The 14,634-nt window shown below is 55.8% G+C and carries 11 protein-coding genes and 1 pseudogene; 4 read left to right on the top strand and 8 right to left on the bottom strand.

The genetic code is table 11. The features are described from left to right. Window positions 1-3: 3 nt before the first annotated feature. The 3 genes from HA50_RS22810 to HA50_RS22800 form a co-directional block, all read right to left on the bottom strand. The gene (locus HA50_RS22810; RefSeq protein WP_084879123.1) at window positions 4-855 is read right to left on the bottom strand and encodes a sugar ABC transporter permease; all 852 of its coding nucleotides are present in this window, start codon (window positions 853-855) and stop codon (window positions 4-6) included. Window positions 856-865: 10 nt separating this feature from the next. Further along, the gene (locus HA50_RS22805; RefSeq protein WP_084879122.1) at window positions 866-2,173 is read right to left on the bottom strand and encodes a carbohydrate ABC transporter permease; all 1,308 of its coding nucleotides are present in this window, start codon (window positions 2,171-2,173) and stop codon (window positions 866-868) included. An 84-nt stretch (window positions 2,174-2,257) separates the two neighbouring features. Further along, window positions 2,258-3,493 carry an extracellular solute-binding protein gene (locus HA50_RS22800; RefSeq protein WP_084879121.1) on the bottom strand — a complete coding sequence of 412 codons (1,236 nt, stop codon included), beginning with the start codon at window positions 3,491-3,493 and terminating at the stop codon, window positions 2,258-2,260. A 352-nt stretch (window positions 3,494-3,845) separates the two neighbouring features. Between HA50_RS22800 and HA50_RS22795 the strand changes: the two genes are divergently transcribed. The 3 genes and pseudogenes from HA50_RS22795 to galK all read left to right on the top strand — a co-directional run bounded on the left by HA50_RS22795 (window position 3,846) and on the right by galK (window position 6,254). Then, window positions 3,846-4,955, top strand: a complete 1,110-nt coding sequence (locus HA50_RS22795) for an ABC transporter ATP-binding protein (protein ID WP_139811008.1) — start codon at window positions 3,846-3,848, stop codon at window positions 4,953-4,955. A gap of 25 nt (window positions 4,956-4,980) precedes the next feature. Next, a pseudogene (locus HA50_RS31215) lies at window positions 4,981-5,103 on the top strand (galactose-1-phosphate uridylyltransferase); the annotation flags it as partial. Window positions 5,104-5,105: 2 nt separating this feature from the next. Continuing rightward, window positions 5,106-6,254: a galactokinase gene (gene galK / locus HA50_RS22790; RefSeq protein ID WP_084879120.1), complete on the top strand. Its 1,149-nt coding sequence runs from the start codon at window positions 5,106-5,108 to the stop codon at window positions 6,252-6,254. Window positions 6,255-6,316: 62 nt separating this feature from the next. On the opposite strand, the gene HA50_RS22785 is transcribed toward galK, so the two are convergent. The 4 genes from HA50_RS22785 to HA50_RS22770 form a co-directional block, all read right to left on the bottom strand. Further along, window positions 6,317-9,421: an efflux RND transporter permease subunit gene (locus HA50_RS22785; RefSeq protein WP_084879119.1), complete on the bottom strand. Its 3,105-nt coding sequence runs from the start codon at window positions 9,419-9,421 to the stop codon at window positions 6,317-6,319. Then, window positions 9,418-10,566 carry an efflux RND transporter periplasmic adaptor subunit gene (locus HA50_RS22780; RefSeq protein ID WP_084879118.1) on the bottom strand — a complete coding sequence of 383 codons (1,149 nt, stop codon included), beginning with the start codon at window positions 10,564-10,566 and terminating at the stop codon, window positions 9,418-9,420. Before HA50_RS22780 ends, HA50_RS22785 begins: the two co-directional genes overlap by 4 nt. Before the next feature lie 93 nt (window positions 10,567-10,659). Beyond that, window positions 10,660-11,841: a sensor histidine kinase gene (locus HA50_RS22775; protein WP_084879117.1), complete on the bottom strand. Its 1,182-nt coding sequence runs from the start codon at window positions 11,839-11,841 to the stop codon at window positions 10,660-10,662. After that, window positions 11,838-12,530, bottom strand: coding sequence for a response regulator (locus HA50_RS22770; protein WP_084879116.1), 693 nt, complete (start codon window positions 12,528-12,530; stop codon window positions 11,838-11,840). Before HA50_RS22770 ends, HA50_RS22775 begins: the two co-directional genes overlap by 4 nt. 124 nt (window positions 12,531-12,654) lie before the next feature. On the opposite strand from HA50_RS22770, the gene HA50_RS22765 reads away from it, so the two are divergent. Continuing rightward, window positions 12,655-13,443, top strand: coding sequence for a MipA/OmpV family protein (locus tag HA50_RS22765; protein ID WP_084879115.1), 789 nt, complete (start codon window positions 12,655-12,657; stop codon window positions 13,441-13,443). A 32-nt stretch (window positions 13,444-13,475) separates the two neighbouring features. On the opposite strand, the gene HA50_RS22760 is transcribed toward HA50_RS22765, so the two are convergent. Then, a complete protein-coding gene (locus HA50_RS22760; RefSeq protein WP_084879114.1) occupies window positions 13,476-14,600 on the bottom strand; it encodes an iron-containing alcohol dehydrogenase family protein in 1,125 nt (374 codons plus the stop codon). Between the last annotated feature and the right edge of the window lie 34 nt (window positions 14,601-14,634).

The following is a 14,634-nucleotide window of genomic DNA, read 5'->3' as shown; positions in this document are numbered from 1 at the left end:
CGGTTATCCTTTGGTACTGCCGGAGGTCAGGCCGGAGACGAAGTATTTTTGTAAGGCCAGGTAGAGAATGGCCACCGGTACGGCGATCAAAACTGCACCCGCCGCATAAGTTGTGTAACTGGCACCCATTTTTTGCGCGACCAGGTTGTACAGACCAATTGGCAACGTGTATTTGTCCGGGGTACGTAAAATGGTGCTTGAGAGGATGAAATCCCCCAGCGGCCCGGTGAAGGAGAACAGCGCAACCACCGCCAAAATAGGCTTCGACAACGGCATGATGATCTCAATAAAGATGCGGAAGTTGCTGGCACCATCCATGCGTGCAGATTCATCCAATTCACGCGGAATAGCGTCGAGATAACCTTTCATCAGATAGGTATTCATCGGGATCATCCCGGCAACGTAGATCAGCACCAGCGCCATATGGCTGTTGATCAACCCCAGCAGTTGTGACAGCACAAAGATGGCGATCAGTGCAGAGAACTGGGGAATCATCTGCAACAACAAAAACAGCATCAGGCCGTTTTGGCGTCCCTTGAAGCGGAAGCGCGAAAAGGCGTACGCAGTAAAGCTGACGCTAATCAAAGTCAGCACCATCGTCAGCAGACTGATCTTCATCGAGTTCCAGTACCAGGTCAGGTAGTTCACCTGGCCGTTAAACAGATCGGCATAGTGCTGGAATGAGAGGTTCTCCGGAATGATCGACGTACTGAGCAAGCTATTACCGGCATTCAACGAGGCGCCGACTGTCCACACCAGTGGGTAGATAATGATCAGCGATACCAGCGCGATAACCAGCCAGGAGAGCGACAGGCGGATCCACTTTTCGCGGCGGATACTTTGTGATTTAGCCATTTTTCTTCCCTTATGCCATGTCGTCGTTTTTAAAGGATTTGGTGGCACGGAACTGCCACAGCGCCAGGCCAACGACAAAAATCGACAGCAGAATGGTGATGGTCGCGGCAATCGCATACTGCGACGAAGACATCGTCAGCTTATAAATCCACGACACCAGGATATCGGTGCCACCTGCGTTTGCCCCCGCCACCGCCGGACCACCGTTGTTAAACAGGTAGATGATGTTGAAATTATTAAAGTTGAAGGTGTACTGGGTGATGATGATCGGGGCAATTGAGTAGAGCACCAGCGGCAACGTGATAGTGCGCAAGCGGGTCCAGGTACTGGCACCGTCCATCTTCGCCGCCTCATACAGATCGTCTGGAATGGCCTGCAACACACCGGTGGTCATGGCAAAGACAAACGGGAAACCCAGCCAGGTTTGCATCATGATCAAGGCGGTTTTCGTCCAGAAGGGATCGGTGAGCCACGCTTTGGGCGCAATGCCGAAGAAAGCCAGAATAGCGTTATTAATCACGCCAAATGAGTCGTTAAACATCCCGGCAAATACCAGAATAGTGACAAAGCCCGGCACCGCCCACGGCAGAATAAAAATGGTGCGCACCAGCGGTTTAAAACGCAGATCTTTCTGGTTCACAAGAATCGCCAGCAGCACGCCAACGGTGCATTGCAAGGTGGTTGCCAGCAGTGTCCAGACCACCGTCCACTGCAACACCTCAAGGAACGTTGAACGCCAGATTGAGAGGGTGAAGATATTGACGAAATTCTTTAATCCCACCCAGTCCACCAGTTTGGCGGGCGGAGTGTGGTAGAGATTGTAATTGGTGAATGCGATAGAGAAACCGAACAGGATTGGGAAAATCACCACAAACACCAGCAGAATGAAACCGGGCGTGATCATCAGATAGGGAAAACCGTCGCTGAGTAGCATCTGATACTGCTTGCGCACGCTATTCAGTGGCTTACCCTCGTCGCGCTTTTTACCGTTGATCCATGCATCGCGCAGCGACAGATACCAAACCATCACGCCAAAAGTGATGATCAGCACACTGAGAATCCCTTCCGCCAGCAGAAAGATCGAGTTATCGCGCGGCACCTCTTCGCCCAGGGTATATAGCCCCCATAGCCCTTCGCGCAGAAAATCATAGAAAATGCCGGTAAAACTGCTCAGTAGTACAAGAAAGATAAGACCTTTTAGCCACTGACGGTGATAGAACTGACCAAAGCCAGGCACAATGGCCAGCAGCAGCCCGCACCACGCATGACGGCCTGCACTTTGCGTTTTGGCAAAATTCTCGCTGGGACTGATAATCACGTACGACTCCTTTTCGACAACGAGAGGTTGCCCTCTCGTTTTGCTACAGCAAGCGGTTACTGGTTACTGGTTACTGGTTACTGGTTACTGGTTGCTGGCCTGCATGGCTTCAACTTGCATATGAATCTGATTGGTGGCGGCATCGAGCGCGGCCTGCGGTTCCTGCTTACCGGTCAGGCTCAACTCCAGTGCCGCATTTGCCGGTCCCCAGACTTCACCCATCTCCGGAATGCCTGGCATCGCGGTTGCACGCGCGGCCTGCACCGCTACCGCACTGGCTTTCTGGTCATTTTTGATTACCGGATCGTCAATCATCGCTTTCTGTGCCGGGATCTCGCGGGTGGTGATATAGCGTTTTTTCACGTACTGCGGCTGGTTAATAAATTCGATAAATTGCTGCGCCAGCTGCTTGTCTTTACTCCAGGTGGAGACGACATAGCCTTTTACCCCGAGGAAGGAGCTCATCGGTTTGCCGTCCGGCAGGTTTGGCAACGGCACCACGCCATAGTTAATGCCGGCGGCTTCATACGGCTGGAAAGCCCACGGACCGTTAATCACCGCCGCGGCTTTTTTCTCGGTAAACAGTGAATCGATGGCATTCAGCCCGTTATCACCGAGGATCCCAGACGGAAAGACGCCTTCGCTATAGAAATTTTTCAGGAAGGTGACGGCTTCGACCGCGCCTGGCTTATTCAGGCCGATATCCTGCGGGTTGTAGCCACCTTTGTCGTTTTTGCCGAACAAGTAGCCGCCCATAGGACCGATAGCGCCCCAGCTGTAGTAGATTTGGTCAAATTTGGCCAACAGGCCGTATTTGTTCTGTTCACGCTGTTTTTTCGAGTAGTCGAGCCACTCCGCCAGGCCTGGCAGCGGCTTGTCGATCAGATCTTTGTTGTAAATCAGTACCAGCGTTTCTACCGCTTTCGGTACGCCATACAGCGTGTTATCCAGACGAAAGGCGTTGATGGAAGCAGGAGTAAACGCGTCGACTTTTTCTTTGTCCAGATTCAGGGGCGTCAGCAGCCCCTGCACAACCGCACCACCCAACTGATCATTGGGGATAACCAGCACATCCGGACCAATTCCTGCCGGGCCATCAAGACGTAATTTTTCCAGTTGCTGTGCGTAAGGCATCTCCTGAACGTTCACTTTAACGTCGTACTTTTGCTCAAAATCTTTGACGGCATCCTCGATGCCGACGGACTTTTTGATGTCTTCCCAGACGTTAAGCTGCTTTGTTGCTGCATGCGCTGACAGGCTAATAAGCTGGCCAGCTGCCAGTGCGGAGAGGATCAGTGCGGTAAGTGTTCTATTTTTCATTATCACCCTCATGTCAAGGTATAACATTTTAGTGGTTTTTATGGCGTAAAATCCGATGAGGTAGTTTAAATATCACCTGATATTAAAGACCTTAAACGCATTCATACGCCTTATCGAATTTGTTATACGCTACGCTTGAGTGGCTAATAAAACGAGAATTAACTGTCAGTTGTGTGACATGCACGACAGAAATGGAAAATCGATATAGGGTGCGAAAAGACGGGAAGTTATAGTCTGAGCATGAATTTTCGCGGTTGAGCAGCTTTGTCATGTGATTGTTATACGTAAAACAAACTCACCCGACAGCACGCTTATCGCAGTCCATAATGGCTACAAATTTCGGGGAACGTTGATGTCCAATATACGACTGAGGAATGTCACCAAGCGGTTTGGCGACACGGTGACGCTGAACAATGTGAATCTGTCGATTGAAGATGGCGAGTTTGCCGTGTTTGTCGGCCCGTCCGGCTGCGGGAAATCAACCATGCTGCGCATGATTGCTGGCCTGGAAGAGGTGAGCGAAGGGGAAGTGCTGATTGGAGACGAGGTGATGAATGATGTCTCGCCCGCTCATCGTGGTGTTTCAATGGTGTTTCAGTCATATGCGCTTTATCCGCATATGACCGTGGCGGAAAATATGGGCTACGGACTGAAGGTGAACAAAGTTCCTAAGGAGGAGATCCGTCGTCAGGTGGATATGGTCGCTAAGACGTTACAGCTTGGCCATCTGCTGGACCGAAAACCGAAACAACTCTCCGGCGGTCAGCGCCAGCGCGTGGCGATTGGTCGCGCGATTGTGCGTAACCCACGTGTTTTTATGTTTGATGAACCGCTCTCCAATCTCGATGCCGAGCTGCGTGTTGAGATGCGTCTGCATATCGCTCGTCTGCATCAGGAACTGAAAACCACCATGGTGTATGTCACCCATGACCAGGTAGAAGCGATGACGTTAGCCGATAAAATCGTGGTGATGAATTATGGCAATGTCGAGCAAATGGGTTCCCCGATGGACCTCTATTACAACCCGAAAAACAGGTTTGTTGCCGGATTTATCGGTTCGCCGAAAATGAATTTCCTGCCTGCGACGGTTAAAGCATGGCAACCGGGCGAGCTGGCGGTGACGCTCGCACAAGGGAAACTGCTAACGCTGGCAATCAACACTTCGCGCCTTGAGCCTGGCACGGCAGTAACGCTGGGGATCCGCCCGGAACATCTCTCTACGGATACCACGCGCGGTACACAACTGGAATTCCAGTGCGAAGTGGTGGAGCGGCTCGGCAACAATACCTATCTGTTCGGCCAGTGCTATGGTCACGACAACATCAAAATCCTTCTGCCCGGCGATGTGCATTTTCGCCCGTGGCAAAAAATCACCCTCGCTTTTGACAGCCAGCACTGCATGATTTTTGACAATCAGGAGCTGCGTGTCAGCCAGGAAATTACCCCGCCAAATGATGCGTAATGCCGAAGATAGCGCCCCTGGCAAGGTGCGTAAGTTTATGGTCGGTTACGAAATGCTGGCTGAGGCACAGCGTGATCTTACGGCAGAACAAGCTGCTGAGCGTCTGCGTGCGGTCAGTGGCATCCATTACCGCGAATCCGGAGCTTAATCTTGAGCCTGAAAGAAAAAACACAGTCCCTGTTTGCTGACAAATTTGGCTACCCTGCCACACACACTATCCAGGCTCCGGGGCGTGTAAACCTGATCGGCGAACATACGGATTATAACGACGGGTTCGTGTTGCCTTGCGCCATCGATTACCAGACTGTCATCAGCTGCGCATTGCGCCCGGACCGGATCGTGCGCGTTATCGCCGCCGATTACGGTAACCAGCAGGATGAGTTCTCTCTGGATGCCCCAATCGTGCCCCATGCTACCCAGCAGTGGTCAAACTACGTGCGTGGCGTGGTGAAACATCTGCAACTGCGCAACAAGCACTTTGGCGGCGCGGATTTGGTGGTCAGCGGCAACGTTCCGCAGGGCGCAGGTCTGAGCTCTTCTGCCTCGCTGGAAGTGGCCGTCGGTACTGTTTTCAAGCAGTTGTACCATCTGCCGCTTGACGGCGCGCAAATAGCCTTGAACGGACAGGAAGCAGAAAACCAGTTTGTCGGCTGTCACTGCGGCATTATGGACCAGCTGATCTCCGCTCTGGGTAAAAAAGGCAGTGCGTTGTTGATCGACTGTCGTTCACTGGACAGCAAAGCGGTCTCAATGCCGAACGATGTCTCCATCATCATCATTAACAGCAATTTTAAACGCACCCTGGTGGGTAGCGAGTACAACACCCGCCGCGAACAGTGTGAGGCCGGTACACGATTTTTCCAGGAAAAAGCGTTACGCGACGTGAATATCGAACAGTTCAACGCGGTCGCCCATGAGCTGGATCCGCTGGTGGCCAAACGCATTCGTCACGTATTGACCGAAAACGCCCGCACCCTTGAAGCCGCCAGTGCACTGGAAAGAGGTGATTTACAACGCATGGGCGTACTTATGGCCGAATCTCACGCCTCGATGCGCGATGACTTTGAAATCACCGTGCCGCAAATCGACACGCTGGTCGAAATTGTCAAAGCAACCATCGGTGAAAAAGGTGGCGTGCGGATGACCGGCGGCGGATTTGGCGGCTGCATCGTCGCGCTGGTTCCCGAAGCGCTGGTGCCAGCCGTGAAAGCCGCAGTGGAAACGCAATACGAAGCCAAAACCGGTATTAAAGAAAGCTTTTATATCAGTAAGCCTTTTTCAGGTGCCGGGTTGGTTTAATCACACGAGAAAGCTCTGGTAGAGTAATTCTGTGTAATAAACTCAGATCTGAAAGTTGGCGGTTATTTATACAGATATCTGTCAGGTTTCGCATAGTCCTGAGCGGCGTTGTTGAATAAATATTGCCGTTCTTTCTGCATGACAAAACTCATTGCGGCCGGAAGAACCGTCAGTGTCACCAACGTGGCCACTAATAACCCGCCGATAATGGCGTATGCCATGGGCCCCCAGAACACCTGTTCTGAAATCGGCAGCATTCCGAGTATCGCCGCACAGGCGGTGAGCAATATTGGCCGGGCACGGTGCCCGGCTGCAGCAATGATGGCCGCCTCATCCGCCATCCCTTCCCGCACATTGCTGTCGGCTTCACTGATTAGAATCACTGCGTTCCTGATTATCATACCCGCCAGCGCAATAATGCCCAGCAGCGCGACAAATCCCATGGGTGTGCCGGTTGGTAACATTGCCAGAACGACGCCAGGCAGGCCAAATGGTGCCATCAGCAGCGCCAGCAGCATCCGGGAAAACCGCTTAAGTTGTATCATCAGCAGTACCAGCATCACCGTCAGCGTCATCGGCAGCATCGCATACACGGAGCTGTTGCCTTTATCTGATTCGGCCACCGTTCCCCCTTCTTCTATCTGATAACCAGAGGGCAATGTGGCACGTATGCGGTTTACCGCCGGCAGCAGCTGTTGTGAGACAGTCTCCGCTTGCATCCCCGGTGCCACGTCGGTCTGTACGGTAATATACGGGAGCCGTTGACGCCGCCAGATAACCGGGTCATCTACGCCCCATTGCGGTGTGGCCACCTGGCTGAGCGGTATTTTCTGCCCCTGGTCATTTGTCAGCTGCATACCGGACAACGTCGTCAAATCCTGGCGTTCCGCGTCATTTGCGCGCAACACCACATCAATCAGACGATTACGATCGCGTGCCGTGGTGACCGTCGACCCTGACCAGACGGTATTCAGCATCTCAGCGATACTCTGCGAAGACACTCCCGCCGCCCTGGCAGCCGTCTGGTTGACGTTCAGGGTGATGACCCGTTCCGGCTCCCCCGCGCTGAGGTTGACCTCACGCGTACAGGGGTTCTGACCAAGCACTGACGCCAGCTTATACGCAATCACCTTTACCCGTCCGTAGTCGGGTCCGGTGATGCGGTATTTCACCGGCCAGCCCACCGGCGGACCGAGTTCCAGCGGGGAGACGCGGCTGGTGATGTCGCTGAACTGGCGGACCAGCAGGTTATCCAGCGTTCTTTGCAGCCGGTCCCGTGCCCGCAGGTCTTTTGCCACCACCACCAGCTGAGCAGTGTTTTCATTATCCAGCAGGACATCCATCGGCAGGTAAAAGCGTATTGCCCCTGACCCGATGTAACTGGAAAAATGATCAACATCCGGGTCACGGATTAATGCTTGTTCCAGTCTGGCAGTCTGACGCCTGGTTTCGCTCTGAGAGGCGTTAGCCGCCAGTGTCAGACTGACCAGCAGTTCGGGTCGGTCAGAGGCGGGGAAGAATTCACCCTGCATAAAGGTCGTGCCATACGCGGACAACCCCAGCAGAACCAGCGCGGCTCCGACAGTCATTGCCCGGTGGTGCAGGATCATGGTCAGCACACGATGATATCCGCGCCGGAGCCTGCCCGGTGCCCCACTGTCCGAATGTATTTTCAGTTTTACGGGCAAAATCCCTGCACCGATAAGCGGCGAAAACAGGATGGCGACCACCCATGAACAGAGCAGCGCAATCAGCATCACGGCAAACAGCGTGTAACAGTATTCCCCCGCGCTGGAGGCCGCGAATCCGACCGGAATAAACCCGGCGATCATCACCAGTGTACCTGTCAGCATCGGAAACGCGGTTGTCCTGAAGGCATATGTGGCTGCCTTGCGGCGTGAATCACCGGCTTCAAGTCGTGAGACCATGGTTTCCACCGTTATCATGGCATCATCAACCAGCAGCCCGAGCGCGATAATCAGCGCGCCGAGCGAGATACGCTGCAGACCGATACCGGTAAGCAGCATGCCGGTAAAGGTCAGGGCCAGTACCAGCGGTATCGCCGCAGCCACCACCAGGCCGGCGCGCATGCCCAGTGAGACAAACGACACGGCGAGCACGATGGCGACGGCTTCAGTCAGCACGCGGATAAACCCGCTGATGGCGTTGGCGACCACGGCCGACTGGTCGGCGACTTTGACGACCTCAATACCGTGCGGCAACTGCTGACTGAGCATACGCATGCGGGCATTCAGGGCCTGACCAAAGTCGGTCATATTCCCGGTGGAACCCATGGAAATCGCCAGACCGATGGCCGGTTTTCCGTTGACGCGGAACACCGGCGACGGTGGTTCTGCCGTTTCGCGACGGACGGTGGCGATATCGGTCAGGGGAATATAACGACCATCGATATGCAGCGTGACCGCATGCAGGCTCTCTTCCGACGTCAGCGCACCGCTGACGCGAAGCGATACCTTCTCGCGGTCCGTGCGCAGCGTGCCAGCAGGCTCGACCGTATTCTGCGCCTTCAGCGCATCACTAACCTGTTGCAGGGTTATCCCCATGCCCGCCAGCTGGCGTGGGGAGAAAGCGATGACGAGTTGTTCTTCCTGCTCTCCGATAAGGCGGATTTTCCCCACGTCCGGCAGTGATATCAGGTCGCGGCGAATATCCTCCACCCGGTCGCGCAGTTCCCGCGGGCTAAATCCCTCGGCGGTAAACCCGTAGATAGTGCCAAAGGTATCACCAAATTCGTCATCAACCGCCGGTCCCTGTACGCCGGATGGCAGTGACGTGGCGATATCCTGCATCTTTTTGCGCACCTGATACCAGATACCCGGTACCTGACCGGGCGGGGTATCATCTCTCAGGTTGACAAAGATCACCGACTGACCGGCGTGCGTGTCGCTTTCTACATAATCCAGATACGGGATCTCCTGAAGCTTTTTTTCCAGCGTGTCCGTCACCAGGTTGACTGTATCCTGCACGGTGGCCCCCGGCCATGAGGCTGATACCACCGCCGTCTTGATAGTAAAGGCCGGGTCTTCGTTACGCGGCAGCTTTTCATAGCTCAGGATGCCTGCGGCCATGACCAGCAGCATAAAAAAAGTGATGAGCTGCTGATGTTTCAGCGCCCAGGCCGAGAGATTGAAGGATGACCGGCTCATTCTGCATCCTCCCTGAAGGCGACGGTTTCTCCCTGCCGCAGCTGGCTGACGCCTGCTATCACCACCGCATCTCCGGGCACAACACCGGCAGTCACCAGGATAGCGCTGGCAGTATATCCACCCAGGGTAATGGGTCTGAATTCCAGCTGGTGCGAGAGTTTGTTGACCACGAAGACTGCCGGTTTTCCATCCGTCCAGGTCAGCGCCGAAGCCGGTATGGATATCAGACCCGGCCCGGATGCGGCCTGCCTGACCTGCACGCTGGCCCCCAGCATCATACCGGATGGCGGGTCAGTAAGGCGGATACGCACGCGCCAAGTGCGGGTCTGCGGATCCGCCTGCGGGCTGATATCACGCAGGGACCCCGTACAGTTGACCGCCGGGTCGCTGGTGAGAGAAATGATCAATGTCCCGCCAAGGCGGGAAAACTGCTGCGGGTCTGTCACGTCGACAACGGCATCCCGGCTGTCACTAACAGCAAGCGTTACCACGGGCTGTCCGGCGCTCAGCACCTGCCCCGGCTGCGCGCTGACCTGCGTGACCACGCCTGCGGCCGGTGCGGTAAGGCGTGTCCAGCTCAGATTGTCCTGCGCCGTCTTCAGCGCGGCTTCACTGCTCTGCTGGCGTGACGCAGCGGTCTGCCAGTCTGAACGGGCGGTATCAAGCTGGGCGCGGGCAATGGCTCCGGAGGGCATCAGCTGCGTCATGCGTTTCAGATTCAGTGCCGCCAGACGCTCAGCGGCCAGAGCGCTGGCAAGGTCGGCGCGTGCACTGTTGAGCTGATTCTGTGGCGTATCGCTCTCCAGCGTGCCCAGCAGCTGACCCGCCGTTACGCTGTCACCCACGTCCACCGCACGCGTCAGCAGGCGGCCGTCGAGCCGGAAGCCCAGTGCCACTTCATCGTGCGGGCGGATTTCACCGGTCCGGGCCAGCAGACTGATACCTGCTGGCGCGGGTGCCGTGATGGTACGAACCGGCCTTGGCGGTGCCGCCTGTTTTTCCGGCTTTCCGCCGCAGGCGGTCAGTAGCAGCGCGACCGGCAGCGCCAGCAGGCAGTATCCCGGCAGGGCCAGTCGGTGGAGCGTGCAGAGGTGGCGCAGTACCTGCCGCACACAGTCGGGCAGGTCAGAAAGATTTTCCGTCATGGCAGTGTTCCTGAACAAGGTTCCGGCTATTCAACCGGAACAGTGTCAGGATTTACCCCTGCTTTCTGTCAGGAAGCTGTCAAGACGGCAGATTTATGCGTGGACATTTCCGGCAGGCAACGTGATGGTGATAACCAGCCCCCGCGACTCACCCTGGGTGGCGTGAATGCTGCCACCGTGTGCCTCGCAGATGCCGCGTGCGATGGACAGGCCCAGTCCGCTACCACCGGAATGCCGCGCGCGTGATGATTCTCCCCGGGTGAACCGCTCAAACATGACCGGGAGAAAATCGGCTGGCACACCCGGACCGCGGTCGCAGAAAACCATTTCACATCCCGTCGGCACTTTCCGGGCCACGGCGGTCAGCACCCCTCCTTCTGCGGCATAGCGCAGGGCATTTTCCATCACAATGGTCACCACCTGCCCCAGCCGGACAGGGTCGGCTTCACAGAGACAGGAGGCGTCAGCGGTGATGCTGAGCCGCATACCCGCATCCCGCGCCTGCGGAGCCAGCCACGCTGCCCGCTCGCACAGCAGTCCCGTCAGGTCCGTCACCGATTTATTCAGGCTGAGCTGACCGGCATCAGCCAGCGACAGCAGGTGCAGTTCATCCGTCAGTCGGCTGAGAAGTTGCAGTTGTTTCATGACCATCGCCAGTTGCCGGGGTTCAGGGGTAAACACGCCGTCCATCATCCCCTGCAAACGACCAATGGCCGCCGTCAGCGGCGAACGCAACTCATGCGCCATCGCCACATGGGACGCCCGCAGTTCACGCTCGTAGCGCGCCAGCTGCTGCATCATGTTATTGAAGTCACGGGTAAAGCGGCCCATCTCCAGCGGAGCATCATCCACCTGCGCAGCCTGAGCACTGAAATCTCCCGTGGACACTGCGCTGGCGGCCGTCGTCAGGTGGCCGAACTGCGCCGCCAGGGGCCGGGCAGAACGTAACCCCAGCACCACAATAAAAGGGATGATGACCACTACCAGAATACCGACTGTCAGCCAGTCCGCTGAGGCAATGGAGGGATCTGAGAAGCTAATCCCCCACCATGCATCAACAATCTGATGAAAGCGGGCCGGGTCCGATGCCGGATGCGCGCGCAGCAGGGCAAACTCCTCGCGCAGGCCTGGTGGCATCCGGTGCTGTATCCACAGGCTCTCAACGGCATAACGCAGCCACATGCACAGCGCAATCACCACCACGGAACCGACTGCCAGCGCCAGAATCCGCACACAAATCCAGCGCCACAGGGTCTGCTGCTGTAACGTCTTCATGGCTGGCGAAACCGGTAGCCGACACCGCGCACATTCACCAGCACATCAGAAATTCCGGCAGCCTCAAGTTTTTTGCGCAGGTTGTAGACATGGGTATCGACCGCCCTCTCCAGCGCATCACTCTCCGGCAGGCAGCGTTCCAGCAGGGTCTGGCGTGAAAAGGGGCGTACTGGCGCCCCCATCAGTGTGGTAAGCAGACTGAATTCGGTAGGGGTCAGTTCGAGGCTGGTGAGCCTGCCATCACCATGACTGACTCCCGCCGTCATCATGGTAGTATCCACCTCCAGCCCCTGCCAGCGTAAAGACTGCACTTCAGGTTCCCGCGAGACACGCCGCAAAACCGCCTGGACACGAGCCACCACCTCACCGGGGTTATAGGGTTTAACGACATAGTCATCGGCACCGTAGCGCAGGGCACCAATTTTATCCGGCATATCCCCCATGGCGGTCACCATGATAACCGGCGTATTATCTTTGCGCCGGATGGCGGCAAGGATTTCAGTGCCGTTCATTCCCGGCAGCATCACATCAAGCAGGATAAGGTCAGGTCGCAGACGCTGGCTCATCTCCAGTCCTGACGGACCGTCGTGTGCCATGGACACGTCATAGTTTTCCCGTCGCAAATACGCACCCAGCACATCCGCTGCATCCGCATCGTCTTCAATAATCAGTATTCGTTTCCCGGACATTCAGGCCACCTTGACCGTTTCTTCATAAATCCCTGACAGTTCACTGACACTGCCTCCGTATATTCACCTGGCAAACGCGGCCCATGACAACCGCCTTCTGACGATTCAGGTACGGAGAAGCACAATGATAACCAGAAAACTCACGTTGTATATGGCCTGTTTAGTACTGACCGGTACTGCGGATGGCGCACGGGCAGATGATGCCGCATCATCACAAAATAATTTTTCCATCGGGATGGCAGGTCAGAGCCTGCCCCGTTACAGCGGGTCAGATAAGCGCCGCTGGCAGCTGGTACCGCTGGTGCAGGCACGGGATGGGGCATTTTTTATTGATTCGCAGAAAGGGGTGGGCTATGACCTGCAGAGCGACAGCGGGCTCTACCTCGAACATACGCTGGGATATAATCTGGGGCGTTCAGAACGGAATTCGGACTGGCGGGACGGCAGCGACAAGCTGAAAGGCATGGGAAATATTAAAGCGACGGTCAACACGGCTGTCGCGATTGGCTGGTCAGTCACCCCCTGGCTGACACTGGAAGGCAAAGCAACCCTGCCGCTGAGCGACAGCCAGGGCGTGAATTACCAGACGTCTGTCACCCTGCTCCCTCTGCAGACCGACACCGATACGGTGGCATTCAGCACAGCGGCATTATTTGGCGACAGCCGGTATATGAACACGTTATATGGTGTCAGCGCCGTGCAAAGCCGCCGCACAGGCTATACGCAATATCATGCACCCGGTGGCTTTTATGGCGCGGATACCAGCCTGACATGGAGCCATCAGTTCACCCCGCACTGGGGAGCACTTGTCAGTGCCGACTACATCTGGCTGGATAAGCATGCTGAAGAGAGTCCAGTCGTATTCCGGCGTAATGAAGCGGCACTCACTCTCGGCGTACTTTATACATTCTGAGCAACCTGTTAGCTATGGTGGCTCAGGAACCGTCAAATTGCAGATGTCGATCTTTGGGAAAGAAGTCCGTTTCCTGAAGTTGTTGCCAGTGCAACTGTCGCTTCCATCGCCGCCATCAGACTCTGGCTATCCACGGCAAACGGCAGATTCTTACGCGCTTCCGGTTTGATTTTTACCCCAGCAGCTATCTGTTCCAGCAAGACTCTGTCCTCCCCAATACCCAGTAAGGTGGGCGTCATTGGCATCTCCATGCGCCGGAGCCAGCCGAGCAGCGACTCGCGATCGACTGGATTGTTGTGCTGCAAAATGGCCTGAACAGCCAGACCGTAAGCCACTTTTTCGCCATGCAACCAGCGGTGGAACACTTCATGGTGCGTCATGCTGTTATGAATGGCATGTGCAACGCCAATCCGGTGACTCTCATCACGAACGCTGTTTGCCAGTCCCGCCAGGGCAATCACCGCATCGATGGTCTGAATTAAGGCCGGACTCACCCGTTGCAGAGCATTGTCCTCCACCGCCTGAATCGCAAACTTTTCGAACGCCTCCAGCGCCAGCAGCGACGCATTGAGCTGTAATGTCAACGCAAGATCGTCGCCGTCTTTATGCTGATACGGACTAAATTCAAACCATTTAGCCAGCGCATCGACGATCCCGGCTTTTAAATAACGTACCGGCGAAGCAGCGATAATGTTTGTATCGACCAGTATCCAGGCGGGAAAACGCTGAAGCGGCAGGCTTCCGTTATGCCCGCCATGCTGGTCATACAGCACGCTGAACGGTGACCAGGCTGCGCAGGTGGCGGCCACCGTGGGTATCTGAATGACGGGTAATTGCCCGGCCAGTTCGCCCACACCTTTTGCCGTATCCATCACGGCACCACCACCCAGGCCAATGATCCCTTCGGCCTTCATCTCTTCGGCCTGCCCTGCCAGCATTTGCAGGGTGGTTAAGGTGCATTTCCCCTGCAAATACGTCACTTCAAAAGTAATCCCCTCACGGGTCAGGCTTTGCCGCAACGCTTCACCCGCAACTCCGGAGGCGTTGCGGCCAGTAATAATCAGTACATGCCTCGCCAGCGGCAAAACATATGCCCCGACCCGGCTAATCACACCGACTTCCTGCAAATAATTTTCAGGGGTTTTAATCGATATCATGAGCTTTCTTCCCTCATTCGTCAGGTATGGGCAG

Origin of the sequence: Pantoea cypripedii, assembly GCF_002095535.1 — a bacterium.
In the GTDB taxonomy this organism is placed as follows: Bacteria; Pseudomonadota; Gammaproteobacteria; order Enterobacterales; family Enterobacteriaceae; genus Pantoea; species Pantoea cypripedii.
The sequence above is the reverse complement of the archived record's forward strand: the minus strand, read 5'-3'. Positions and strand labels throughout refer to the sequence as shown.

Bases quoted from the DNA above. Each gene is read 5' to 3' on its own strand.
- HA50_RS22810 (WP_084879123.1), bottom strand. From the start codon at position 855: ATGGCTAAATCACAAAGTATCCGCCGCGAAAAGTGGATCCGCCTGTCG.
- HA50_RS22800 (WP_084879121.1), bottom strand. From the start codon at position 3,493: ATGAAAAATAGAACACTTACCGCACTGATCCTCTCCGCACTGGCAGCT.
- HA50_RS22795 (WP_139811008.1), top strand. From the start codon at position 3,846: ATGTCCAATATACGACTGAGGAATGTCACCAAGCGGTTTGGCGACACG.
- HA50_RS22785 (WP_084879119.1), bottom strand. From the start codon at position 9,421: ATGAGCCGGTCATCCTTCAATCTCTCGGCCTGGGCGCTGAAACATCAG.
- HA50_RS22780 (WP_084879118.1), bottom strand. From the start codon at position 10,566: ATGACGGAAAATCTTTCTGACCTGCCCGACTGTGTGCGGCAGGTACTG.
- HA50_RS22775 (WP_084879117.1), bottom strand. From the start codon at position 11,841: ATGAAGACGTTACAGCAGCAGACCCTGTGGCGCTGGATTTGTGTGCGG.
- HA50_RS22770 (WP_084879116.1), bottom strand. From the start codon at position 12,530: ATGTCCGGGAAACGAATACTGATTATTGAAGACGATGCGGATGCAGCG.
- HA50_RS22765 (WP_084879115.1), top strand. From the start codon at position 12,655: ATGATAACCAGAAAACTCACGTTGTATATGGCCTGTTTAGTACTGACC.
- HA50_RS22760 (WP_084879114.1), bottom strand. From the start codon at position 14,600: ATGATATCGATTAAAACCCCTGAAAATTATTTGCAGGAAGTCGGTGTG.